Here is a 24,544-nt window from a genome sequence, read left to right as displayed (position 1 = left end):
GTCCTCGTCTCCTTGGGGCTCAGGCGCCCACGGGGCGGTTGTGCAGCCAGTCCATGCCGACCTGCCAGATGTTTCCGGCGCCCATGGTCAACAGCAGGTCGCCGGGGCGCAGCACCTCGGGCAGAGCGGCGCGCACGGCGTCGAAGTCGGCGCAGAAGCGCACCTCGGTGGCCGAAACCTGGCGGATGCCCTGGGCCAGGCTCTGGCCGCTGACGCCGGGGATGGGCGCCTCGCTGGCCGGGTAGATTTCCGTCAGCAGCAGCAGGTCGGCATCGTCGAACGCCTTGCAGAACTCGCCGAACAGGGCCTGGGTCCGCGTGAAGCGGTGGGGCTGGAAGGCGACCACCAGACGGCGGTCCGGCGCATACTGACGCGCCGTGCGCAGGGTGGCGGCGATCTCCGTGGGGTGGTGGCCGTAGTCGTCCACCACGAGCACGCCGCCCTGCTCGCCCTTGACCTCGAAGCGCCGCCCCACCCCGCCGAAGCGGCCCAGGGCCTGGGCGACCACGTCCACGGGCAGCCCGGCCTCCAGGGCCACGCCGATGGCGCCCAAGGCGTTCAGCACGTTGTGCCGCCCGGGCTGGGACAGCTCCACCGAGCACAGGAACTCGCCGTCGCGCAGCACGTCGAAGCAGCTTTTGGCCTGACACTGGCGGATCACCGCGCGCAGGGTCGCGCCCTGCTCGTCGATGCCGTAGGTCAGCACCGGGCGGTTGACCCGGGGCAGCACCTCGCGCACCACCGGGTCGTCCAGGCAGACCACGTTCATGCCGTAGAAGGGCACGTTGTTCATGAAATCCACGAAGGCGTCCTTGATGGCATCCAGGTCGCGGTAGTGGTCCATGTGGTCGCAGTCGATGTTGGTGACCACCGTGACGATGGGGAACAGGCACAGGAAGGAGCCGTCGGATTCGTCGGCCTCGGCGATGAGATATTCGCCCTCGCCCAGCAGGGCGTTGGAGCCGAAGGTGTTCAGCCGCCCGCCGATGATGACCGTGGGGTCGAGCCCGGCTTCGGTGAAGATGGTCGCCAGCAGCGAGGTGGTCGTGGTCTTGCCGTGGGTTCCGGCCACGGCGATGCCCGTACGCAGGCGCATCAGCTCGGCCAGCATCTCGGCGCGGGGGATGACGGCGATGCCCCGGCGGCGGGCCTCGGCCACCTCGGGGTTGTCCCGCCCCACGGCGGTGGACTTGACCAGCACGTCGGCGTCGCCCACGTTGGCGGCGGCATGGCCCTTATGCACAGTGGCGCCCAGGGTCCGCAGGCGGCTGGTCACCGGCGAATCGGCCAGATCCGAGCCGCTGACCTCGTAGCCAAGGTTGAGCAGCACCTCGGCGATGCCGTTCATGCCCGAGCCGCCGATGCCCACCATGTGTATCTTTCTGACCTTGTTCTTCATCTTCCGTCGTGTCCTTTCGGCTCAGGCCGCCCGGCGCGCGGCCAGGGCCTCGATTTCGTCGGCCAGGGCTCCGGCGGCGTCCGGGGCGCCCAGGGTCCGCGCGGCGGCGCCCATGCGCTCCAGCCTGCCCGGCTCGGCGAACAGGGCGTCCAGGGTCCGGGCCAGGTCCGTTTCACGCAAAATGTTCTGGGCCAGGATCAGCGCCGCCCCGGCCTGCTCCAGGCGCCGGGCGTTGGCCATCTGGTGGTCGTGCGTGGCGTGGGGGAAAGGCACCAGCACCGCCGGTTTGCCCATCACCGCCAGCTCCGCCACCGTGGTCGCCCCGGCGCGGCACAGCACCACGTCGGCCCAGGCGTAGGCCGCGGCCATGTCGTCGATGAACGGCTCCACCCGGGCCTGCTCCGGGCTCCAGTCCGCGGCGGCGTAAGCCTCGCGCACGCGCTCCAGGTCGTCGGGCCCGGTCTGGTGCCACAGGGAGAACCCGTGCCCGCGCAGGCTTTCCAGGCCGGCCAGCACGGCGTCGTTGATGGCCCGGGCGCCCAGGCTGCCCCCCGCCACGAGCACCCGCCGCCCGGCGGGCTGCCCGGAGTGCGCCCCGGCCTCACGAATGGCCGCGCGCACGGGGTTGCCCGTCAGGCGCGTGCGCCCGGCGTCGAAAAAGCCCGCCTCGTCGGGGAAGGACAGGAATACCCGGTCCACCCAGCGGCCCAGCAGGCGGTTGGCCGAGCCCGGACGGCTGTTCTGCTCGTGCAGGGCGCAGGGCACGCCGCGCAGGGCGGCCATGGCCACCGGGGCGAAGCCCGCGTAGCCGCCGAAGCCCACCACCACGTCGGGGCGGCGGCGCAACAAGAGCCACCACGAGCGCACCAGGGCCCGGGCCAGCCCGAAGGCCGCGCCCACGGCCCGGGGCCCGCGCCCCAGAAAACCGCGCACCGGCAGGCCCACGAAGGGAATGCCCGCGGCGGCGGCGAACTCGGCCTCGCGGCCGTGGCGCCCGCCCACGAAGAGCAGCCCCAGCCCCGGGTGGCGGCGGCGCAACTCCTCGGCAACGGCCAGGGCCGGGAACACATGCCCCCCCGTGCCGCCCGTGGTCAGGACCACCAGTCGCATCGATTCGCCGCCCATCAGGCCCTCCCGCGCGAGAGGTTGAGGAGCATCCCCGCGCAGAAGCACGAGACGATGAGGCTCGACCCGCCGTAGCTGAGGAACGGCATGGGCACGCCCTTGGGCGGCGCCATGCCCAGGACCACCGACATGTTCAGCACCGCGCCCACGGCCAGTACAAGGACCAGCCCGTAGCCCAGGAAGCGGTCCTGCGGCTCCTGCTGGGCCAGGGCGATGGCGAAGCCCCGCCACAGGATGACCCCCAGGCCGACGAAAACCAGGGACACGCCCAGGAACCCCAGTTCCTCGCCGATGACGGCCAGGATGAAGTCGTTGTGCGCCTCGGGCAGGAAGAGCAGCTTCTGCTTGCCCGCGCCCAGGCCCTGGCCGGTCCAGCCGCCGGAGCCGAAGGCGTAGAGGGACTGCACGAGTTGATAGCCCGTGTCGCGGGCGTTGCCGAAGGGGTCCAGGAAGGCCGTCCAGCGCTTGATGCGATACTCGGACTGGGCGATGAGCAGCCCGCCGCAGCCCAGGGCCAGAACCAGGGACGAGCCCAGGTAAACGATGCTCGTGCCGCCCACAAGGCTCATGAGGAAAAGCAGGATGCACAGGAAGGCCGCGCCGCCGAAATCGGGCTGCAACAGCAGCAGCCCGCCCAGCAGGCCCGTCACGGCCACCGGGGGCACGAAGCCGACGCTGAAGGTCTTCACCTGCTCCTGCTTGTGGCTGAAGAAGTAGGCCAGGTAGAACACCAGGGCCAGCTTGGCGGCCTCCAGGGGCTGCAGAGACACCGGGCCCAGGTGCAGCCAGCGCCGGGCGCCGCCCGCCTCGTAGCCGAAGGCCAGCGTCGCCGCCAGCAGCAGCACCGCCAGCCCCAGGATGGGATAGGTCAGGCGGTAGAGCAGGTGGCGGTCCGCGAAAACCGCCCCGGCCATGACCGCCAGCCCGACCACGGCGTACACGGCCTGCTTCCTGATGAACAGGTACTTGTCGCCGTAGGCCAGCTCGGCCATGACGCCGCTGGCGCTCATGACCATGACCAGCCCGAAGCCGATCATGGCCAGGGTGCAGGCCAGGAGCAGCACGTCCACGCGCACGCGCTCGGCGTGGCGCGGGGCTCCGGCGGCGGCGGCCGTGGCGGCGGCGGTACTCATCGCAGGGCCTCGAACACGCGCTGGAAGTGCTTCCCGCGCTCCTTGTAGTTGGCGTACAGGTCGAAGCTGGCCGTGGCCGGGGACAGCAGCATGGTGTCGCCGGGCTCGGCCCAGGTCATGAGCCGGGCCACGGCCTTGTCCATGGTCGGCTCCCAGGCCAGGGGCGCATGCCCGGCCCAGGCGGCCTCGAAAACCTCGCGCCCCGCGCCGAACAGGCACACCGCGCGCACCTTGCGGCGCAGAAGCGGCGCCAGGCTGGCCAGATCGCCGCCCTTGTACACCCCGCCCGCCAGCAGCAGCACGCCGCCGTCGAAGCTCTCCAGGGCCGCGCGCAGGGCGTCCACGGTGGTGGCCTTGGAGTCGTCCACGAAGGTCACGCCCCGGACCTGCCCCACGCGTTGCAGGCGGTGGGGGTAGGGCTCGAAGGTGTCCAGGGCGTCGCGCATGCAGCGCTCGTCCACGCGGAAGCGCAGCGTGGCCTGGAACACGGCCTCCATGTTGGCCTGGTTGTGCGCCCCGGGCAGGCGGTCGCTCTCGAAGCGGTCGGTGGACTCGAACCACTTGATGCGCGCGCGGGTGAAGTGGCGGTCGGCCAGTTCGCCGCGCATGGCCGCGGGCAGCACGGCCAGATCCTCGGGGCGCATGTGCGCGAAGAGGTTCAGTTTGGCGTCGAGGTACTCGGCCATGTCCGCGTGGTGGTCCAGGTGGTTGGGGCTGAAATTGAGCAGCACGGCCACGTCGGGGCGGAACGAGGTGCAGTACTGGGCCTGATAGCTGGAGACTTCGAGCACCAGCACGTCGGCCTCCTGCCCGTCGAGCACGTACTGCGACAGGGGCGTGCCGATGTTGCCGCCCAGGAAGACCTTGAGACCCACGCTTTGCAGCACGTGGGCGGCCAGCCCGGAGGTGGTGGTCTTGCCGTTGGTGCCCGTTACGGCCACGATGCGGCCCACGCTGTAGCGCCCGGCCAGCTCCAGCTCGGAGATGACCTCGGGCGCGGCGTCCCCGGCGGGCAGCAACGGCAGCAGCGGCGGCAGCATCACGCCCGGGGAGAGCACGACCATGGCGGCCCCGGCGAACTGCCCGGCGTGGTGCTCGCCGAAGTCCAGAACCACGCCCGCCCCGGTCAGGGCCAGGGCGTCGTCGCCAGTCACGGCGTCGGGCTTGCGGTCCAGCAGGCGCACGACGGCGCCCAGGCGCGCCAGCAGCAGCGCCGCCGCCTTGCCCGAGGCTCCGGCCCCCACCACAACCGCGCGCGTTCCCGCGAGTTCGCCTTCGTGCCCGAACATGCCGCTACCTCAGCTTCAGGGTTGACAGCGCCATGAGCGCCAGCAGGATGGACAGGATCCAGAACCGCGTGATGATCTTGGATTCCGGAATGCCTTTGAGCTCGAAATGATGGTGCAGCGGCGCCATGCGGAAGATGCGTTTGCCGCCCGTGAACTTGAAGTAGCCCACCTGGAGGATGACCGAGAGCGTCTCGACCACGAACAGCCCGCCGACGATGACCAGAATCAGTTCGTTCTTGCTCATCACGGCCACGAAGCCCAGGCTGCCGCCGATGGACAGCGAGCCCACGTCGCCCATGAAGATCTGGGCGGGGTAGGCGTTGTACCACAGGAACCCGAGCCCAGCGCCCACCAGCGCCCCGCAGAACACGGCCACCTCGCCCATGCCCGGCACGTAGGCGATGCGCAGGTACTTGGCGATGGCCACGTGGCCGGACACGTAGACGAACACCGCGAAGCAGGCGCCCGCCACGATGCTCGGCCCGATGGCCAGCCCGTCCAGGCCGTCGGTGAGGTTCACGCCGTTGGAGGCCCCGACCATGACCAGCACCGCGAAGGGCAGGTAGAACCAGCCCAGGTCGGGGTACAGTTCCTTGAAGAAGGGGAAGGCCAGGTGCGTGTTGTAGGCGGGCTGCTCGATGAGCAGGAACATGGCCGTGCCCGCCACGAGCACCTGCCCGATGAACTTGGCCCGGGCCGACAGGCCCTTGTTGTGCTTCTTGACCACCTTGAGCCAGTCGTCCACCAGCCCGATGAGGCCGAAACCCACGAAGACCAGCAGGGCCAGCCAGATGTAGACGTTGGTCAGATCGGCCCACAACAGGACGGCCACCAGCACCCCGAAGCCCATGAGCAGCCCGCCCATGGTCGGCGTGCCCGCCTTCTGCATGTGCGCCTCCACGTCCTCGTGGATGACCTGGCCGAACTTCAGGCGCTTGAGGAAGCGGATGAACGCGGGGCCGACCACGATGGTGATGAGCAGCGCCGTGACCAGGGCCCACACCGAACGGAAGGTGATGTAGCGAAAGACGTTGAAGATGCCGACTTCGTTGGAGAGCGGGTAGAGAAGATTGTAGAGCATCTAGCCGCGACCCTCCATGGCTTCGGCCAGCGCGTACAGGAAGCGCTCCATCCTGCGCCCGCGCGAACCCTTGAACAACGCCACGCCGGACTCGAGGCCCAGCGCCAGGAACTGCCCGGCGAACAGCGCCGGGTCGTCGATGCGTGCAAATTTTCCGGTGAAGCCGCCCTCTTCCAGGCCCCGGGCCACCTCGGCGGCGTGCTCGCCGTGGAAGAACACGGCCTCGGGCCGGGCCCCGGCGGCGGCGCGGGCCATCTCGCTGTGCAGCGCCCCCGCCTGGGCGCCCAGCTCGCGCATTTCGCCCAGCACCAGCACCAGGGGCTCCGCCCCGGCCAGCTCGCGGGCGTTGTCCACGGCCTGGCGCATGGACAGCGGGTTGGCGTTGTAGCTGTCGTCCACCAGGGCCCAGCCGCCCGTGCGCCTCACGTCGAAACGCCCTCCGGGCACGGCCACGTTGGCGATGCCCCGGGCGATCTCGCGCTCCCCGGCGCCCAGGGCGAAGGCCACGCTGGCGGCGGCGATGAGATTTTCGGCGAACACCGCCCCGGCCAGGGGCGAGGTCACGTCCATTTCCAGCCCGTTCAGGCGCAGGCGGTAGCGGCCCCGGCCCTCGGCGGTGCGGCCTAGGTACTGCCCGCGCACCAGCCCGGCCGCGTCGGCCACGGTGAACTGGCGCACTTCGGGCGCGATGGCCCGGGCGCAGTCCAGCAGCGGCGGATGGTCGGCGCTGACAAAGGCCCGGCCCCCGGGGGCCAGATGGCGCAAAAGCTCGGTCTTGGCGGCGGCCACGCCTTCCAGGCTGCCCAGGCCCTCCAGGTGCGCCGGGCCGATGTTGGCGATGACCGCCGCATCGGGCCGGACCATGGCCCCCAGGGCCTGCATCTCGCCGGGCAGGTTGATGCCCAGTTCCAGCACCCAGAAGCGCTCCTGCCCGGTGCAGCCGAGCATGGTCAGCGGCACGCCGAGCAGGTTGTTGAAGTTGCCGTAGTTGCGCGCGGTCTCCCCCAGTTCGGAGAGGATCGCGGCCAGGATTTCCTTGACCGTGGTCTTGCCCGCCGAGCCGGTGACGGCCACCACCGTGGCCCGGGCCCGCGCGCGCCACAGGGCGCCCAGGTCGCCCAGGGCCCCGAGCACGTCGCGAACCATGAGCACCGGCGCGCCCTGGACCTCGGGCACCGGCCGCGAGACGACCACGGCGGCGGCTCCGGCGCGCGCGGCCTCGGGGGCGAAGGCGTGGGCGTCGTACTTCTCGCCCGCGAGGCAGAAGAACAACTGCCCCGGCTCCAGCAGGCGGCTGTCGGTGCAGATGCCCGTCAGGCGCACCTCGCGCCCGGGGTCCACATCGCCCACCGCGTGCATGGCGGCGGCGGCTTCGGCCAGCGTCAGATTCACCCGGCAAGCTCCCTGACCACGGCGGCGTCGTTGAAGGGATGACGCACGCCCTGGATTTCCTGATAGGATTCATGGCCCTTGCCCGCGATGACCAGCACGTCGCCGGGCTGCATGGCGTCCAGGGCCAGGGCGATGGCCAGGGCCCGGTCGGGCTCCTCCACCACCCGGGCGCAACCCGTGAGCCCGGGGCGCACGTCGGCCATGATCGCCAACGGGTCCTCGCCGCGCGGGTTGTCCGAGGTCAGAACGGCCACGTCGGCGTAGCGGCACACGGCCTGGCCCATGAGCGGGCGCTTGGCCCGGTCGCGGTTGCCGCCGCAGCCGAACACGCAGTAGATTTTGCGGAAACCCAGCTCGCGCACGTTGGAGAGCACGTTTTCCAGGGCGTCGGGGGTGTGGGCGTAGTCCACGAAAACGTCCAGGCCCCGGGCGTTGGGGATGCGCTCCAGGCGCCCGGGCACCCCGGCGAAGCCCTCCAGGGCCTTGAGCGCCTTGGGCTTCAGGCCCAGGGCCAGCCCGATGGACTGGGCCGCCAACAGATTGGAGGCATTGTGCTTGCCGATGAGCGGCGAGGTCAGGGTCCAGCTCTGGTCGCCGTACTTCATGAGCAGCTCCAGCCCGCGCGCGGAGCAGGCCTTGACGCTGCCCGCAAGCCCCGGGCCGGTGCCGACGTTGGGGTAGTACAGCCCGAAACCGATGGCCGGGGCGTAGCGCCCGAGCAGCATGCGCCCGTAGGCGTCGTCGGCGTTGATGACGCCGATCTTGCCCGGGCGGCTCATTTCGTGAAAGAGCTTGGCCTTGGCCCGGAAATAGTCGTCCATGGTCTTGTGGTAATCCAAATGGTCCTGGGTCACGTTGAGCAGCGCGGCCACGTCGTAGTCCAGGCCCCAGACGCGGTCCTGGTCCAGGGCGTGGGAGGAGACCTCCATGACCACGGTATCCACCCCGGCGGCGGCCATGTTGGCCAGCAGTTCGTGGAGCTGCCAGCAGTCGGGGGTGGTCATGGGCGCGGCGAGGCTGAAGCCCGGCCAGCGGTAGTTCACCGTGCCGATGACGCCGACCCGACGCCCGGCGGCGGAGAGCAGGTGCTCCAGCATGTAGGTCAGGGTCGTTTTGCCGTTGGTGCCGGTGATGCCCACCAGGGTCAGGCCGTGGTCCGCCGTGCGGAAGCGCGCGGCGGCCAGTTCCCCCAGGGCCCGGCGGGGCATGGGGTGCTCGACCACGCGCACATCCCGCCCCCGGGGCACGGCCCCGGCATCGCGGGTGACCACCCAGGCCGCGCCGCGTTCCACGGCGTCGGGGATGAAGCGGGCGCCGTCGAGCCCCGCTCCGGGCACGGCCACGAAGACCTCGCCGGGCAGCACCTGGCGCGAATCCGTGCGCACCATCAGCCCGGCGGCCACCAGCGTTTTCAGTTCAGCCCACACGCGCTCGTCCATCGTCTCAGCTCCTGTCCTGCGCGGCGTCGAGCCAGAGCACGCAGCGGTCGCCCGTTCCGGGCCAGGGTTTCCCCGCAACGGGGCTCTGTTTGCGGACCACGAGCCCGCTGCCCCGGACCTCGGGGACGGCTCCGCCCCCGGCGAGCAGTTCGACGGCGCGGCGCAGGGACATGCCGACCACGTCGGGAACGGACTCGGCTCCCTGAAGGGCCACAGCGGGATTTTCGATTCCCGCGCCAATCGCATCAACCAGTCTGCGAACGTCCTCATCGGTCAACCCTCCGTCGCCGACGGCGGCCCGGGCCTGGGCGGCGGGCTCGGGGAGCCGGCCCATGTAGGCCAGGGATTGCAGCGCGATCTCGCGCACCGCCGGGGCCGCCACCACGCCGCCGTAATGCTGCGGCGCGGGCTCGTCCACGATGACCATGACCAGGAATTCGGGCCTTTCGCCCGGCAGCAGCGCCACGAAGGACCCCACGTGGTCGTTGCCGTAGCCGCCGGCGGCCGAGGCCTTCTGGGCCGTGCCGGTCTTGCCCGCCACGGTCATGCCCTCGATGCGCGCGCGGGTGCCCGTGCCGTCGGCCTGCACCACGTCGCGCATCATGGAGAGAATCTGCTCCGTGACCTCGGCGGAGAACACGCGGCGGCCCGGCTCGGGGGCCGCACCGTCGTCTGCCACAAGGCGCAGGGCCCCCGTGACCCCGCCCCGGGCGAGGCACAGGTAGGCCTGGGCCACCTGCAGCGCCGTCACGGCCACGCCCTGGCCGAAGGCCACGTTGGCCAGGTCCACCCGCTGCCAGGCGCCGGGGGCGCGCAGAATGCCCTTGGCCTCGCCCGCCAGGGGCAGGCCCGTGCGCTGGCCGAAGCCCAGGCTGTCCAGGTAGCCGTAAAGTTTACCGGCGCCCATCTCCAGGCCGATCTTGGCCATGCCGATGTTGCTGGAGTAACGCAGGATGTGCGTCACGGGCAGGTCGGCGTAGTCGTGGGTGTCGCGGATCACGGCCCCGGGCATCTCGAAGCGCCCGTTTTCGCAGAAATACACGCTGTCCGGCCGGACCACGCCCTCCTGGAGGGCGGCGGCCAGCACGAAGGGCTTGAAGGTCGAGCCGGGCTCCAGGGCGTCCAGGGCGATACGGTTGCGCCAGGCCTCGGGCCGGTAGCTCGAATAGACGTTGGGGTTGAAGAACGGGTAGACGGCCCAGGCCAGGATGTCCCCGGTGGGCACGTGGACCACCAGCCCCATGCCGTCCTTGCCGCGGAAGGTAGTCACGGCACCGGCCACGGCCTGCTCGGCCATGGCCTGGATGTCGGCGTCGATGGTCAGGCGCACGTCGCCGCCGCGCACCGAGGCGCGGCTGGGCTCGTCGCCGTCCAGCAGCCTGCGGCCGCTGGCGTCGCGCTGGACCACCGTCCTGTCGCTGCGCCCGGCCAGGGTCTCCTCCAGGGCGCGCTCCAGGCCTTCCAGGCCCGCGCCGTCCAGGCCGGTGAAGCCCAGAAGCTGCCCGGCCAGATGCCCGCTGGGGTACAGGCGCTTGAATTCCTCCATGGTGCCCACCCCGGGCAGGGCCAGGGCGGCAACGGCCGCGGCCTCGCGGTCGGCCACCTGGCGGGCGATCCAGACGAAGGGCCGCCGCGCGCTCAGGCGGGCCTGCACGTCGTGGGCGCTGACGCCGAGCACCCGGGCCAGCTCGCGGGCCGTGCGCGCCGGGTCGTGGATCTCCATGGGCCGGGCAAAGACGGAAGCGCACCGCACGCTCTTGGCCAGCACGCGGCCCCGGCTGTCGAAAATCCGGCCCCGGGGCCCGCTCACGGACTCGGCGGCCAGATGCTGCCGCTCGGCCCGGGCGGCCAGTTCGTCGCCCATGAGCACCTGGACCTGGAAGGCCCGGGCCCACAGCACCACCCCGGCCAGGCCGAACAACACGGCCACGACCACCAGCCTGACGGCGGCCCAGTCGTGGACCTTGGTGTGTCGCGGCGTGTAGCGGGTGGTCATTGCTGCTCCGTGCCTCCGGGCGCCCCGGCCGGGGGCGCGTCCATCCTGCGAATGCGCCCCTGGCTGGCGGGGCCCAGGCCGAATTCCCGGGCCTTTTCGCGCAGCCGATAGGGCGAAAGAAGATTGTCGCGTTCCACTTCGAGCTTGGCCACAAGCTCCTCGCGCTCGTCGAGCCCGGCGCGCAGGGCCGTGAGCTTGTAGGCGAGGTCGTAGCGCTCGGTACCGCACCAGACCACCCCAAGCCCCAGACCCAGGGCCAGCAGCAGCAGCGCCGCCAGCACCCCGGCCCAGCGCGCGCCGCTCATGGGCGCTCTCCGCCGCCCGGAGCGAGCTTCTCGGCCACCCGCAGCTTGGCGCTGCGCGCCCTGGGGTTGGCCGCCACCTCGTCCGCCGTGGCGACGACGGGCTTTGCCGTCACTATTCTCAATTGCGGGACATGCCCGCAGATGCACACCACCTGCTCCGGGGGGCACAGGCACCCCGAGGCTTCCCGCTTGAACGCGCGCTTGACGATCCGGTCTTCCAACGAATGGAAGCTGATGACCGCCACTCGCGCGCCGGGCTTCAGGACAGGCAGTATCCGGTCCAGGAATTCCTGAAGCTCGTCCAGCTCCCGGTTGACCTCCATGCGCAGGGCCTGGAAGGTCCGGGTCGCGGGGTGGTTTCTCGCCGTGGCCCGGAGCTTGGCCGGGTAGGCGTTTTCAACGATGACCGCCAGTTCCCGCGTGGTCCGGATGGGGCCACGCTGGCGGGCCTCGACGATGGCCCGGGCGATGCGTCCGCCCTGGGGTTCCTCGCCGAAGCGTCCGATTATCTGTTTCAAGCGCTCCAGCGAGGCCCCGTTCACGATGGCCGACGCCGGGGCCAGCCCGTCGGCGAGGCCCATGCGCATGTCCAGCGGCCCGTCCTCCATGAAGCTGAAACCCCTCGCCGGGTCGTCGAGCTGCAAGGAAGACACGCCGATATCGATCAGGGCCCCGTCCAGGCCGTCCCAGCCCAGTTCGGCCAGGGGTTCGTCCAGCCGGCTGAACCGGCACAGGGCGAACTGCACGGCGTCGCCGTAGGGGGCCAGCCGCTCCCGGGCCAGTTCCAGGGCCTGGGCGTCGCGGTCCAGGCCCAGAACCTCGGCCCCGGGGCCCGCGGCCTCCAGGATGGCCCTGGTGTGCCCGCCCAGGCCCAGGGTACCGTCCAGATAGCGGCCACCCGGCCCGGGGCGCAGGTGCTCAAGCACCTCTTTCAACAGTACCGGGACGTGCAGTGCGGCGGGGTCCTTGCCAGATTCCGTCATCCCCGCCTCCACCTAGAGCCGCAGCTCGAAGCCCTTTTCGGCCAACTCGGCCATGTCGCCGTCGAAGGATTCCTCCATCTCGCGGCGTTTGGCCTCGAAAGTCGTCTGGCTCCAGATCTCGAACTTGCGGCCCACTCCGGCCACGACAACGTCCTTGTCCAGCCCCGCGTAGCTGCGCAGGTGGGGGGCGATGAGCACCCGGCCCTGCTTGTCGAACTGCGCCTCCACGGCCCCGGAGAGGAAAAAGCGCTGGAAGTTGCGCAGGCGCTTGTCCAGCACGTTCACGCGATTGAAGCTCTCCTCGATGCGTTCCCACTCGGGCAGCGGATAGGCCACCACGCAGCCGTCGAAATTGGTCAGCATGAGGACGCCCTCGGAACCCATGGAAGCCGCGGCTTCCCTGTATTCCGGGGGAATCATCAGCCGGCCTTTGGGGTCCAGGCTGCGGTAGGAGTGGCCTCTGAATTTGGACATTTCCCTCACTTCGTCCCACAATTTACCACAAATTACCACCAGGGGTCGTAGAGGTGTCAAGGGGAAAATACCACGGCCTGTAAGATTTTTCTAGAGATTTTCTAGAAAATACCCCACACTTTGGAGCAAAAGGCTTGACGCCGCTGGGGAAAAAAAGCCAAGGGACGAAACAGGTCTCCCGTTGTGCCCGCAGGGCGGGCGATTTTCCCCGCAGCCCGGGCTCCGGGCAGTCGCGTTTGCATCCGCCGCGCGGCACCCGGGCCCCGCGTTGCATGGCCGAAGCGGCCCGCAACATGCCCCGGACGCGCCGGGCAAGAACCATGCGCCGCCCAGAACGGGCCACGGCGCCCCACATCGAGGTCGGGCATCATGTGCGCTGTCAAAAGCAAGCTCAAGAGCGGCATCGTGGACAATCTGGACGAGGAATACTACCAGATCAGTCCCGACATCCTCGAAAGCTTCCCCAAGTTCCGCCCCCCGCTGAACCTGTACCGCCTCAAGGAGGACACGGCGCAAATCCTGCTCTACAAGAAGCAGGACGAGCGCCTGGACAAGGAGGCCCAGGAACAGGTGGCCGCGATGTGCGCCGAGGGCAACCTCTTCGTGGCCCGCACCGACCACCCCATCTACTCCAAGCACATCGCCAAGCAGCTCGACCTCGTGCTGGTCGACGAGCACCTCAAGGAATCGGAAATCGCCGAGATTTTCACCTACGCGCTGACCGACCGCATCGACGAATTCTTCGAGCAACCCGTGGCCCCGGTGTTCACCAAGCTCTACAACGACGTGATGGTGCTCACCGAATACCTGTGGAACGACAAGAACCGCACCAAGGCCCTGGTGCGCCGCCTGCACAAGGAGCACACCCTGGCCCGGCACTCCTACAACTGCGGCGTGCTCGGGCTGTGGCTGTTCAACAAGATATTTCCCGGCGGCTTCAACCGCCGCGTGTACGACAAGACGGCCCTGGCCCTGTTCCTGCACGACATGGGCATGTCCAAGATTCCGGCCTTCATCCGCGACAAGCCCAAGGCCCTGACCCCGGACGAACACTCCAAGGTCAACCTGCACCCGCTGCTGGGCTCCAAGCTGGCCCTCAAGCTGGGGCTCAAGTTCGACGAGATGCAGCAGGCCGTCATGGAGCACCACGAGCGCCTGGACGGCAGCGGCTACCCCTCCAAGGCCCGGCAGATCTCGCCCCTGGGCGCCATGACCGCCGTGGTCGATTCGTACTGCGCCATGACCACCACCCGCCCCTACGCCCCGGCCAAGGAGCCCCGCGACGCCGTGAACGAACTGAACGACCTGAAGACGAAATACGGCGAAAAGGCCGTGGCCCCGCTGTTCAAGGCCGTGTTCGTGGACGAGTGGTAGCGGGCGGGAGCGGGCGGCGGCGCGGGGGAAACCGCCGCAAGCCGCCGCCCCCCGCGCCGGGCCGCCCGGCGCCGCGAAATAGTGCTTGCGCCTCCCGGGCGCTGCGTGTAAGAAACCTGCTCCATCGTCGGCGCCCGACGGCCCGCACGACAGTGGGGATGTAGCTCAGTTGGGAGAGCGCTGCCTTCGCAAGGCAGAAGTCGTGAGTTCAAGTCTCATCATCTCCACCAAGAAATTTCAACGGCTTGCGGTGCAAACGCCGCGAGCCGTTTTTCGTTGGCCCAGCCCCGGCCCCCGCCCCGCCAGCGCGCGGGCGGCGGGCACCCGCCGGGGCCCGGCCCGGGAGCGAACATGCACATCGAAGTTCTTCTTGGCGGATGGGACCAGTACGAGCTGCTGGATTCGGGCGACCGGCGCAAGCTGGAGCGCTTCGGCGACGTGATCGTGGTGCGCGGGGAGCCGCGCGCGTGGTGGGCCCCGGCCCTGCCCGAGGCCGACTGGAACCGCGCCGTGGCCGTGCACGACGAAAAACGCTGGACCATGCGCCCCGGCGCCCCCAAGGAATGGACCATGCCCCTGGGCGACCTGCGCCTGCTGGCCCGCTTCACCGAAACCTCCAAGCACCTGGGCGTGTTTCCCGAGCAGTGGCCGCACTGGATGAGCCTGGCCGCGCACGGCGCGCCCCTGGCCGGGCGCAGGCCCCGGCTGCTGAACCTTTTCGGCTACACCGGCGTGGCCAGCCTGGCCGCCGCCCGGGCCGGGTTCGAGGTCACGCACATCGACGCCTCCAAGACCGCCCTGGCCTGGGCCCGGCGCAACCAGGAGCTTTCCGCCCTGGGCGACACCAACGTCCGCTTCCTGCTGGACGACGCGGCCAAGTTCACCGCCCGCGAGCTGCGGCGCGGCAACCGCTACGAGGCCATCCTGCTGGACCCCCCGGCCTTCGGGCGCGGCCCGGCCAAGGAACTGTGGAAGGTCGAGGCCCAGGTGGCCGACCTGCTCGCCGTCTGCGGGCAACTGCTCTCCGACGACGCGCGGCTGGTCATCCTGACCATGTACAACACCGACGCCTCGGCGCTCATGCTGCGCAACCTGATGCTCGGGGCCATGCCCGGCGCCGGGGGCACCCTGGCCGTGGGCGAACTGGCCCTGGCCCACAGCGCCAGCCCCCGGCTGCTGCCGCGCTCGCTGTGGGCACGCTGGACGCCGTAGGCCCCGCGCCGCATTCCCGCGCGACGACGGAAATCGCCCCGGGGCCGCGGCGCCCCTTGTCAGCCCGGCGCGATCGTGGCATAAGGCCCCCAGCGGACGGGACCGCCCCTGCGGCGCCCCGCCCTACCCCTCCGAGGAGCGACAATGAAACGACAGACCAGCTACCTGCTGCGCCACCTGCGCCGGGCCCGCCGGGGCCTTGCCGTGCGCGGCGCCAGGCAGGCCGGGCCGGGCGGAAGTAGACCCTGGTCCGACCACGCCCTCGGGTAGGCGGCTGGCGTCCGTTTCCGTTCCATCCTTCCCCACAGACGCTTTTCCGCCCCCCGGCGTGGCCGGACGAACCGCGCGGCCCGCAAGGACCGCGACGCACGGCTGCGGCCTTTTCCATTCCCTGTTAGCGGCCCGCGCGGCCCACGAGGGCGGACATGGCGGATCAAGACTGCATCATCGAGTTGCGGGGCGTCTCCAAGCGCTTCGACGACCTGCTGGCCCTGGACGGCATCGACCTGGGCATCAAGAACGGCGAGTTTCTGACCCTGCTCGGCCCCTCGGGCTGCGGCAAGACGACCATCCTGCGCATCCTGTCGGGCTTCGAGGCTCCGACCGAGGGCGACGTGTTCATCGGCGGGCGCCGCGTCAACGACGTGCCCCCCGAGCGCAGGCAGGTCAACACCGTGTTCCAGAACTACGCCCTGTTCCCGCACATGACGGTGGAGGCCAACGTGGGCTTCGGGCTGCGCATGCAGGGCACCGGGCGCGCCGAGGCCGCCCGCCGCGTGGCCGACGTGCTGCGCACGGTGCACATGGACGGCTTCGCCAAACGCCGCCCGGGGCGGCTTTCCGGCGGGCAGCAGCAGCGCGTGGCCATCGCCCGCGCCGTGGTCAACAACCCCCTGGTGCTGCTGCTCGACGAGCCCTTCAGCGCCCTGGACGCCAAGCTGCGCAAGGCCATGCAGCTCGAAATCAAGCACCTCCAGCGCCAGCTCGGCATCACCTTCGTCTTCGTGACGCACGACCAGCAGGAGGCCTTCGCCATGTCCGACCGCGTGGTGGTCATGAACGAGGGCCGCATCGAGCAGATCGGCTCGCCCCAGGAAATCTACGAAAACCCCGCCAACCTCACGGTGGCGCGCTTCGTGGGCGACATCAACATCCTGGACGCCACCATCGCCGAGAAGGTCAACGGCGTGCGCTACCGGGCCGTGGTCGAGGGGTCGTCCATGCCCGTGGAAACACGCCGCGACTTCGCCCCCGGCGACGACGTGAAGGTCCTGCTGCGCCCGGAGGACCTGCGCGTATGGCGCGCGGTGGACGACCGGCCCGAGGGGCCCTTCCTCACCGGACGCATCGAGGAGACCGTCTACAAGGGCGCCACGGTGGACATCATCGTGCGCCTGGAAGGCGAAGACGGCGGCAAAACCCTGCTGGCCCAGGAATACTTCAACGAGGACGACCAGGAAATCAGCTACGCCACGGGCGAGACCGTGGCCGTGACCTGGGTCAACGGCTGGGAAGTGGTGCTGCCCGATGCATGACGGCACGCTCTTCCGGCGCATCTGCATCCTGGGCGTGGCGGCGTGGCTGCTGGTCTTCGCCCTGGCGCCCAACGCGGGCCTGCTGGTGGTCTCGTTCCTCTCGCGCCACCCCGAGGACTTCGTCGCCCCGGGCCTGACCCTGGACGCCTACACCCGGCTCATGGACCCGACCTTCGCGGCCATCTTCTGGGAGTCGGTGCGCCTGGCGGCCCTGGCCACGCTGGTCTGCCTGCTGGCGGGCTACCCCTTCGCCTACGGCATCGCCCGCGCCAGCCGCCGGGCGCGGCCCTGGCTGCTGCTCATGGTCGTGGTGCCCTTCTGGACCAACTCGCTCATCCGCACCTACGCCGTAATCATCATCCTCAAATCGCGCGGGGTGCTCTCCAACCTGCTGGAGGCCCTGGGCCTGACCAACGGGCCCGTGTCCCTGCTCTACACCGACACGGCCATGTTCGTCGGCTTCACCTACACCCTGTTGCCGTTCATGATCCTGCCGCTGTTCGCGGCCATCGAAAAGCTGGACCGCAACCTGCTCGACGCCGCGCGCGACCTGGGCGCGGGCAGCCTGCGCGCCTTCTGGAACGTGACCCTGCCCCTGACCATGCCCGGCATCCTGGCCGGAAGCATGCTCGTGTTCCTGCCCGCCCTGGGCATGTTCTACATCCCCGAGCTGCTCGGCGGCGGCAAGTCCATGCTCATCGGCAACTTCATCAAGAACCAGATGCTCCTGGCGCGCGACTGGCCGCTGGGCGCCGCGGCCAGCACGGTGCTCACCGTGGCCCTGGCGGTGATGATCGTGCTGTGGCGGGTGGCCTCGCGCCGGGCCCGCGAGGACGAAACCGAAGACCTGCTGGCCGAGGGCACGCCATGACCCGCAAGCTGCGCATCGTCTGGATGGCCCTGGTCTTCGCCTTCCTGTACCTGCCGATCCTGGTGGTCATCGTCTATTCCTTCAACGACGCGACCTACTCCACGGCCTGGCGCGGATTCACCTGGAAATGGTACGGACGGCTGGCGGACAACGGCCCGCTCATGGACGCCGCCCTGCGCACCCTGGCCGTGGCCGTGGTCTCGGCAACGGCGGCCACCGTCCTGGGCACCCTGGCGGCCCTGGCGCTGAACCGCTACCGCTTCGCCGGGCGCAAGGTGCTGCTGGGCAGCATCCTGGTGCTCACCGTCTCGCCGGACATCGTCATGGGCATCTCGCTGCTCATCTTTTTCGTGGTTCTGGGCGCGAGCCTGGGCTTCGGCACGCTGCTCGTGTCGCACATCACCCTGTGCCTGCCCTTCGTGACGCTCACGGTGCTGGCACGGCTGGCATCCTTCGACGAGAACCTCGTGGAGGCCGCGCGCGACCTGGGCGCCTCGGAGTGGCGGGCCTTCCGCCACGTCATCCTGCCGCTGATCCTGCCCGCCGTGGGCGCTGGGTGGCTGCTGAGCTTCACCCTGTCCATGGACGACGTGCTCATCAGCTTCTTCGTCACCGGCCCGAGCTACGAGATTCTGCCGCTCAAGATCTATTCCATGGTGCGCCTGGGCGTGAAGCCGGACATCAACGCCCTGTCGGCCATCATGTTCACCCTGACCGTGGCCTGCGTCCTGCTGGCCCACGCCATGACCCGCACGAGGAGAACAACATGACCAAGCGCATCGCAGCCCTGCTGCTCCTGGCGGCCCTGGTGGCCGTCCCCTCGGCCTGGGCCGGGGCGGGCAAAACCCTGACCATCTACAACTGGACCGACTACATGCCCCAAAGCGTGCTCGACGACTTCAGCGCCGAGACGGGCATCAAGGTCATCTACTCCACCTACGAATCCAACGAGGCCATGTTCACCAAGCTGAAGCTCATGGGCGGCAAGGGCTACGATCTCGTGGTGCCCTCCACCTACTTCGTGAGCCTGCTGCGCGAGCAGAACCTGCTGGCCGAGATCGACCCCAAGGCCCTTTCCAATTTCGCCAATCTCGACCCCACCGTGCTCAACAAGCCCTTCGACCCCGACAACCGCTACTCCATCCCCTACATGTGGGGCTCCACGGGGCTCATGGTCAACACCACCCAGGTCGCCCCCGGCACCGTGACCTCCTGGGCCGACCTGAAGCGCCCCGAGCTGGCCGGGCGCATCGTCATGTCCAGCGACCTGCGCGACGGCCTGGGCCTGGCCCTCAAGGTGCTGGGGCACTCCATGAACTCCCGCGAGGAGACCGAGATCAAGGCCGCCTACGAATGGCTGCTGGAGCTCAAGCCCGCCGTGCGCGTGTTCACCAGCGACGGCGCCAAACAGGTCTTCGCCGGCGAGGAGGCCGTGGCCGGGCTGATCTTCAACGGCGACGCCAGCCAGATCCGCGAAGAGATGCCCGAGCTGGAGTACGTCTACCCCCGCGAGGGCGCCATGCTCTGGATGGACAGCCTGTGCATCCCGGCGGGCGCGGAAAACAAGGAAGGCGCCCTGCTGTTCATCGACTTCCTGCTGCGCCCGGAGATCGCCGCGCGCATCGCCGAGGAGTTCCGCTACACCACGCCCAACAAGGCCGCCTTCGCCCTGCTGCCCGAAGACCTGCAAAACGACCCCATCGTCTCCCCGCGCCCCGAAGACCTCGTGAACAGCGAGTTCCAGACCGGCGTGGGCGACGCCCTGCCCGTGTACGAAAAGTACTGGGAAATGCTCAAGGTCGCCGAGGAATAATCCCCCCGGCGCCGAACGACACCCCGGGGCCCGCGGCGCATGCGCCGCGGGCCCCTGCGGTTTGCCCCCGCCTGCGCCCGCGCGGGGAGGGCGGAAGCCCGGGGCCGGTGCGTGCTCCCGGGGATGGACGAGCCTCCGGCGGCTTAAGGGCTGTCGCCTTTAAGAATCCCATTCGGGGGGAGGTCCGGCGGCGCGCCGCCGGGCCCACCCAATGCGGGATTCTCAAGGGCCCGTGGCCCTTGAGCCGCCGGAGGCTGATCAACCCGCAGGAGACGCGCACCGGCCCCGGGCTTCCGCCTTCCCCGCGCTCTCCTTTACAATTTCGGCAAACGGTTACAATTGCGTGGCGCTTCTTTCCGCTTTTTGTCATATTCTTCGCCGCCCGCGGCGGGGGGCGGAGGGCTTTTCCTGGCTGCTGCGGGCCTTGCCGCCGCTGGCACGCCCGTTGCTCAGGACGCGGGTCGCGGCCCGCGCCGCAGCCCCGGCACGCCGCCGCAGCCGGGAGCATCAACCACCACCACCCTCGGGAGACGACGATGAAACACCATTCCCTCACGGCCCTGGCCTGCGCCCTGGTGCTGGCCTGCGCCCTGGCCCTGCCCGGGGCCGCCCTGGCCAAGACCATCAAGGTCGCCGGCATCTACACCCAGCCCATCCAGCAGAAATGGGACGCCCGCCTGCACCAGGCCCTGACCAGGGCCGCCGAGGCCGGGGAGATCGAATACGTGTTTTCCGAGAAGGTCTCCAACACCGACTACGTGCGCGTGCTGCGCGAGTACTGCGAGTCCGGCGTGGATCTGGTGGTCGGCGAGGCCTTCGGCATCAGCCGCGACGTGCGCAAGGTGGCCGACGACTATCCGGGCGTGGCCCTGCTCATGGGCGACTCCTTCGGGCCCTACGGCAAGAACATGGCCGTGTTCGACAACTACATCCATGAGCCCTGCTACCTGATGGGCATGATCGCCGGGTCCATGACCAAGAACAACCGCATCGGCATGGTCGGCGGCTACCCCATCGGCGAGGTCAACCGCCTGTTCAACGCCTTCATGGCCGGGGCCAAGGCCGCGAACCCCGCCGTGGAGTTCAAGGTCTCCTTCATCGGCTCCTGGTACGACCCGCCCAAGGCCAAGGAATTCGCCTACGCCCAGATCGAGGCCGGGGTGGACGTGCTCTACGCCGAGCGCGCGGGCGTGGTGGACGCCGCCCGCGAAAAGGGCATCATCGCCTTCGGCAACGTCAACGACATGAACAAGGAAGAGAACGGCACCGACGTGGTGGTCACCTCCGCCCTGTGGAGCATGGACGCGGCCATCGGCCACGCCGTCGAGCGCGTCAAGGCCGGAACCTTCGCCGCCGAGGACTACCGCGACTGGACCATGATGGCCAAGGGCGGCGCCGCCCTGGCGCCGTACTACGAGTTCGACGCGCGCATCCCCGCCGGGGTCAAGGCCGAGGTCGAGAAGGCCGAGGCCGCCATCCTGGCCGGAGAGCTGGTCATCGCCATCGACGACAACGAGCCCAAGTCCACCTTCTAACGGACGCGGACCGGCCGGGGCCCCGCGCGGGGGCCCCGGCGCGCCCGGGAGCACCATGCCCGAAAGCCAGACCGTGCTGCGCCTGCGCGGCGTGACCAAGCGCTTCGGCCCGCTGCTTGCCAACGACGGCGTGAGCCTGGAGCTTGCGCGCGGCGAGATGCTCGCCCTGCTCGGCGAAAACGGCGCGGGCAAGACCACGCTCATGAACATCCTCTTCGGCCATTACGTGGCCGACGAGGGCGAGGTGGAGGTCATGGGCAGGCCCCTGCCCCCGGGCTCGCCCCGGGCGGCGCTGGACGCCGGGGTCGGCATGGTCCACCAGCATTTCACCCTGGCTGCGAACATGACCGTGCTGGAAAACGTCACCGTGGGCACGCGCCCGCTGTTTTCGGCCCGGTTGCGCCAAAACGCCGCCCGCAGGCGGCTGGCCGACCTTTCGGCGCGCTTCGGCCTGCACGTGGACCCCGACGCCCGCGTGCGCGATCTGTCCGTGGGCCAACGCCAGCGGGTGGAAATCCTCAAGGCCCTGTACCGCGACACGCGCGTGCTCATCCTGGACGAACCCACCGCCGTGCTCACGCCCCAGGAGAGCGACCAGTTGTTCGCCACCCTGCGGCTGCTGGTGAACCGGGGGCTCTCGGTCATTTTCATCACCCACAAGCTGCGCGAGGTCATGGCCTCCAGCGACCGCTGCGTCGTCCTGCGGCACGGCAAGGTCGTGCTGCGCGCCGCGACCCACGAGACCGACGCCGACACCCTGGCCCGGGCCATGGTCGGCGGCGAGGTGCCCCGGGTGCGCCGCCGCCCGGGCGCGCCCGGCGCCGAAGTGCTGGCCCTGGACGGCGTGCTGCTGCGCGGCGCCGAGGGCCGCCCCGTGCTGGACGGGCTGGACCTGACCCTGCGCGCCGGGGAAATCCTGGGCATCGCCGGGGTGTCGGGCAACGGGCAGGCCGCCCTGGCCGATCTGGTCAGCGGGCTGGCCCGGCCCGACGCCGGGGAACTGCGCGTCCATGGCCGGACCGTGGCCGCGCCCAGCCCGGCGGGCATGCTGGCCCTGGGCGTGGGCCGCGTGCCCGAGGACCGCACCGGCACCGGCCTTGTGGGCGACATGAGCGTCATGGAGAACCTGGCCCTGGAAATCTACCGCCGACGGCCCTGGTCGCGCTGGGGTCTGCTCGATTTTTCGGCCATGCGTCGGCGCGCGCGCGACCTCATCGCCCGCTTCGACGTGCGCTGCCCGGGGCCCGGCGCCCCGGTGCGCCAGCTCTCCGGGGGCAACATGCAAAAGCTCATCCTGGCCCGGGTGCTTTCGGGCGGCCCGTCGGTCATCCTGGCCAACCAGCCCGCCTGGGGCCTGGACGTGGGCGCCGCCGCCTTCGTGCACAAGACGCTCATGGACGCCAGCCGCGCCGGGGCCGGGGTGCTGCTCATCTCCGAAGACCTGGACGAAATCTTCCAGGTCGCCGACCGCATCCAGGTCATGCACCGCGGTCGTCTGTCCGCCCCCGTGCGGCCCGACGAGGCCGACGCCGCGGCCATCGGGCTGGCCATGAGCGGCCACGGCGCCCCCGGAAGCGAGGCTCCCCATGCGTCTTGAACCGCGCGAGCAGCCGTCCCTGGCGCTCACGGTGCTGGCCCCGGTGCTGGCCGTGGGCGTGGCCCTGGTCCTGTGCTCGCTGCTGATCTGGTGGGCCGGGGCGCCGCCCGCGCGGGCCCTGGGCCTGCTGCTCAAAGGCTCCCTGGGCTCGACCTTCGCCCTGACCGAGACCCTGACCCGCGCCACGCCGCTGATCTTCACCGGGCTGGCCGCCGCCGTGGCCTTCCGCGCCAAGCTGTGGAACATCGGCGCCGAGGGCCAGCTCTACGCCGGGGCCGTCATGGCCACCTGGCTGGGCACGGGCATGCTCGACCTGCCCGCCTGGGTCATGGTTCCGCTGCTGTTCGCCGCCGGAGCCCTGGCCGGGGGGCTGCTGCTGCTGGGCCCGACCCTGCTCAAGACGCGTCTGGCCGTGGACGAGGTGGTCACCACCCTGCTGCTCAACTTCGTGGTCATCCTGGCCGTGAACTGGCTGGTCTTCGGGCCGTGGAAGGACCCCATGGCCATGGGCTGGCCCCAGGCCGCGCCGGTGGTCGACGCCGCCGTGCTGGCGCCCATGGTGGCCAAGACGCGCCTGCACTGGGGCTTCGTGGTCGCCCTGGCCTGCGCCGTGGGCACCTGGGCGCTGATGCGCTTCACCACCTGGGGCCTGGAAATCCGCGCCGTGGGGCTGAACGAGCGCGCCAGCCGCTTCGCGGGCATCCCCGTGGGCCGCGCGGTGCTGCGCACGGCGCTCATCTCCGGCGGGCTGGCGGGCATGGCCGGGGTCAGCGAACTGGCCGGGCTCAAGGGCTACCTGACGCTGGACCTCTCCCCGGGCTTCGGCTACTCGGGCGTGGTCGTGGCCATGCTGGCGGCGCTGCACCCCCTGGGCGTGGTGGCGGCGGCGCTGTTCGTGGCCGTGATGTCCATCGGCGCCGACTCCATGAGCCGCTCCCTGGAAATTTCCAACTACATCGCCGACGTGGCCACGGCGCTCTCGCTGCTGGCCGTGCTGGTGAGCATGCTGGCGCCGCGCTGGCGCATCCGCTGGAGGTAGCCCGTGGGCGTGCTGGAACTGCTGCTGGAAACCGGCTTCTGGGTCGCCACCGTGCGCATGGCCACGCCCCTGCTCTTCGGCACCCTGGGCGAACTGCTCTGCGAGCGCGCGGGCGTGCTGAACCTGGGCATCGAGGGCATCATGGCCGCCGGGTGCATGGGCGGCTGGTGCTGGGTGTACCTGGGCGGCTCGCTGTGGGGCGCGGTGGCCTTCGCCGCCGCCGTGGGCGCGGCGCTGGGCCTGCTCCACGCGCTGCTCACCGTGCGCCTGGGCCTGTCGCAGCACGTCACCGGCCTGGGCATCACCATGCTGGCCTCGGCCCTGTCGTCCTTCGCCTTCCGCATGCTGCTGCCCAAGGCCACCACCCCGCCCAAGATCGTGCCCTTCGCGGCCATGGACATTCCCGGGCTGACCTCCGTCCCCTTCCTGGGGCCGGTGCTCTTCGGCCAGACGCCCCTGACCCTGCTGGCCCTGGCGGCCCTTGCCGTCACGGCCTGGATGCTCTACCGCACCCCGGCGGGCCTGGCCCTGCGCATGACCGGCGAGAACCCCATGGCCGTGGAGTCCCAGGGGTTGTCCGTCCACGCCATCCGCACCGCGGCGGTCATGGCGGGCAGCGCGCTGATGGCCGTGGGCGGCGCCTTCTTGACCCTGGCCGCCTTCGACGCCTACTACATCGGCATGGTCAACGGCCGGGGCTGGATCTGCATCGCCCTGGTCGTATTCGCCTCGTGGCGGCCCGGCAAGGCGCTGCTCGGTGCGCTGCTCTTCGCGGCCTTCGACGCCGTGCAGATGCGCGTGCAGCAGCAGTCCGGCCTGGGCATTCCCTATCAGGTCTACCTGATGATGCCCTACGTGTTCTCCATCGTGGCCCTGGTAGTCATGTCGCGCCGCGCGGCCTACCCCGCCGCGCTGCTGGTGCCCTTCCGCAAGGGCGAACGCTGAGGAGGTT

The 24,544-nt window shown here is 70.2% G+C and carries 22 protein-coding genes and 1 tRNA gene; 12 read left to right on the top strand and 11 right to left on the bottom strand.

The window, feature by feature from the left end:
- Window positions 1–19: 19 nt before the first annotated feature.
- From murC to mraZ, 11 genes are read right to left on the bottom strand one after another with little or no spacing between them, the layout of a single operon-like run.
- Complete coding sequence (gene murC, locus ACZ5KV_RS12640; protein ID WP_464239667.1) at window positions 20–1,399, bottom strand: UDP-N-acetylmuramate--L-alanine ligase; 1,380 nt, start codon at window positions 1,397–1,399, stop codon at window positions 20–22.
- 21 nt (window positions 1,400–1,420) lie between these two features.
- Entirely contained in the window at window positions 1,421–2,509 is a 1,089-nt protein-coding gene (gene murG / locus ACZ5KV_RS12635) for an undecaprenyldiphospho-muramoylpentapeptide beta-N-acetylglucosaminyltransferase (protein WP_464241839.1), read from the bottom strand.
- Between the two features lie 14 nt (window positions 2,510–2,523).
- Window positions 2,524–3,657 carry a putative lipid II flippase FtsW gene (gene ftsW, locus ACZ5KV_RS12630; RefSeq protein ID WP_464239666.1) on the bottom strand — a complete coding sequence of 378 codons (1,134 nt, stop codon included), beginning with the start codon at window positions 3,655–3,657 and terminating at the stop codon, window positions 2,524–2,526.
- A complete protein-coding gene (gene murD / locus ACZ5KV_RS12625) occupies window positions 3,654–4,946 on the bottom strand; it encodes a UDP-N-acetylmuramoyl-L-alanine--D-glutamate ligase (protein ID WP_464239665.1) in 1,293 nt (430 codons plus the stop codon). The genes ftsW and murD overlap by 4 nt, the downstream gene beginning before the upstream one ends.
- A gap of 4 nt (window positions 4,947–4,950) precedes the next feature.
- On the bottom strand, window positions 4,951–6,027 hold the full coding sequence (gene mraY / locus ACZ5KV_RS12620; protein ID WP_464239664.1) for a phospho-N-acetylmuramoyl-pentapeptide-transferase: 1,077 nt from the start codon (window positions 6,025–6,027) through the stop codon (window positions 4,951–4,953).
- Window positions 6,028–7,419: a UDP-N-acetylmuramoyl-tripeptide--D-alanyl-D-alanine ligase gene (locus ACZ5KV_RS12615; protein WP_464239663.1), complete on the bottom strand. Its 1,392-nt coding sequence runs from the start codon at window positions 7,417–7,419 to the stop codon at window positions 6,028–6,030.
- Window positions 7,416–8,858, bottom strand: a complete 1,443-nt coding sequence (locus ACZ5KV_RS12610; protein WP_464239662.1) for a UDP-N-acetylmuramoyl-L-alanyl-D-glutamate--2,6-diaminopimelate ligase — start codon at window positions 8,856–8,858, stop codon at window positions 7,416–7,418. The genes ACZ5KV_RS12615 and ACZ5KV_RS12610 overlap by 4 nt, the downstream gene beginning before the upstream one ends.
- Window positions 8,859–8,862: 4 nt before the next feature.
- Complete coding sequence (locus ACZ5KV_RS12605; RefSeq protein ID WP_464239661.1) at window positions 8,863–10,854, bottom strand: penicillin-binding transpeptidase domain-containing protein; 1,992 nt, start codon at window positions 10,852–10,854, stop codon at window positions 8,863–8,865.
- On the bottom strand, window positions 10,851–11,159 hold the full coding sequence (locus ACZ5KV_RS12600; RefSeq protein ID WP_464239660.1) for a hypothetical protein: 309 nt from the start codon (window positions 11,157–11,159) through the stop codon (window positions 10,851–10,853). The genes ACZ5KV_RS12605 and ACZ5KV_RS12600 overlap by 4 nt, the downstream gene beginning before the upstream one ends.
- On the bottom strand, window positions 11,156–12,142 hold the full coding sequence (rsmH, locus tag ACZ5KV_RS12595) for a 16S rRNA (cytosine(1402)-N(4))-methyltransferase RsmH (protein WP_464239659.1): 987 nt from the start codon (window positions 12,140–12,142) through the stop codon (window positions 11,156–11,158). Before rsmH ends, ACZ5KV_RS12600 begins: the two co-directional genes overlap by 4 nt.
- A gap of 12 nt (window positions 12,143–12,154) precedes the next feature.
- Window positions 12,155–12,616, bottom strand: a complete 462-nt coding sequence (gene mraZ / locus ACZ5KV_RS12590) for a division/cell wall cluster transcriptional repressor MraZ (RefSeq protein ID WP_464239658.1) — start codon at window positions 12,614–12,616, stop codon at window positions 12,155–12,157.
- Between the two features lie 369 nt (window positions 12,617–12,985).
- Between mraZ and ACZ5KV_RS12585 the strand changes: the two genes are divergently transcribed.
- The 12 genes from ACZ5KV_RS12585 (at window position 12,986) to ACZ5KV_RS12530 (ending at window position 24,537) form a co-directional block, all read left to right on the top strand.
- Complete coding sequence (locus ACZ5KV_RS12585; protein ID WP_464239657.1) at window positions 12,986–13,990, top strand: HD-GYP domain-containing protein; 1,005 nt, start codon at window positions 12,986–12,988, stop codon at window positions 13,988–13,990.
- Between the two features lie 154 nt (window positions 13,991–14,144).
- A tRNA-Ala gene (locus ACZ5KV_RS12580) sits at window positions 14,145–14,220 on the top strand.
- A 121-nt stretch (window positions 14,221–14,341) separates the two neighbouring features.
- On the top strand, window positions 14,342–15,202 hold the full coding sequence (locus ACZ5KV_RS12575; protein WP_464239656.1) for a class I SAM-dependent methyltransferase: 861 nt from the start codon (window positions 14,342–14,344) through the stop codon (window positions 15,200–15,202).
- 144 nt (window positions 15,203–15,346) lie between these two features.
- Window positions 15,347–15,472 (top strand): hypothetical protein, encoded by a 126-nt coding sequence (locus ACZ5KV_RS12570; protein ID WP_464239655.1) that lies wholly within the window; start codon window positions 15,347–15,349, stop codon window positions 15,470–15,472.
- A gap of 155 nt (window positions 15,473–15,627) precedes the next feature.
- Window positions 15,628–16,737, top strand: a complete 1,110-nt coding sequence (gene potA / locus ACZ5KV_RS12565; protein WP_464239654.1) for a spermidine/putrescine ABC transporter ATP-binding protein PotA — start codon at window positions 15,628–15,630, stop codon at window positions 16,735–16,737.
- Window positions 16,730–17,608 carry an ABC transporter permease gene (locus ACZ5KV_RS12560; protein WP_464239653.1) on the top strand — a complete coding sequence of 293 codons (879 nt, stop codon included), beginning with the start codon at window positions 16,730–16,732 and terminating at the stop codon, window positions 17,606–17,608. Before potA ends, ACZ5KV_RS12560 begins: the two co-directional genes overlap by 8 nt.
- On the top strand, window positions 17,605–18,378 hold the full coding sequence (potC, locus tag ACZ5KV_RS12555) for a spermidine/putrescine ABC transporter permease PotC (RefSeq protein WP_464239652.1): 774 nt from the start codon (window positions 17,605–17,607) through the stop codon (window positions 18,376–18,378). The genes ACZ5KV_RS12560 and potC overlap by 4 nt, the downstream gene beginning before the upstream one ends.
- On the top strand, window positions 18,375–19,421 hold the full coding sequence (locus ACZ5KV_RS12550; protein ID WP_464239651.1) for an ABC transporter substrate-binding protein: 1,047 nt from the start codon (window positions 18,375–18,377) through the stop codon (window positions 19,419–19,421). Before potC ends, ACZ5KV_RS12550 begins: the two co-directional genes overlap by 4 nt.
- A gap of 536 nt (window positions 19,422–19,957) precedes the next feature.
- On the top strand, window positions 19,958–20,956 hold the full coding sequence (locus ACZ5KV_RS12545) for a BMP family protein (RefSeq protein WP_464239650.1): 999 nt from the start codon (window positions 19,958–19,960) through the stop codon (window positions 20,954–20,956).
- A 55-nt stretch (window positions 20,957–21,011) separates the two neighbouring features.
- Entirely contained in the window at window positions 21,012–22,553 is a 1,542-nt protein-coding gene (locus ACZ5KV_RS12540) for an ABC transporter ATP-binding protein (protein ID WP_464239649.1), read from the top strand.
- Window positions 22,543–23,592: an ABC transporter permease gene (locus ACZ5KV_RS12535; RefSeq protein WP_464239648.1), complete on the top strand. Its 1,050-nt coding sequence runs from the start codon at window positions 22,543–22,545 to the stop codon at window positions 23,590–23,592. Before ACZ5KV_RS12540 ends, ACZ5KV_RS12535 begins: the two co-directional genes overlap by 11 nt.
- A gap of 3 nt (window positions 23,593–23,595) precedes the next feature.
- Entirely contained in the window at window positions 23,596–24,537 is a 942-nt protein-coding gene (locus ACZ5KV_RS12530; protein WP_464239647.1) for an ABC transporter permease, read from the top strand.
- The last annotated feature ends 7 nt before the right edge of the window (window positions 24,538–24,544 follow it).

The sequence above is a fragment of the Desulfocurvus thunnarius genome (assembly GCF_055390965.1).
This window is presented reverse-complemented; position numbering and strand designations above follow the sequence as displayed.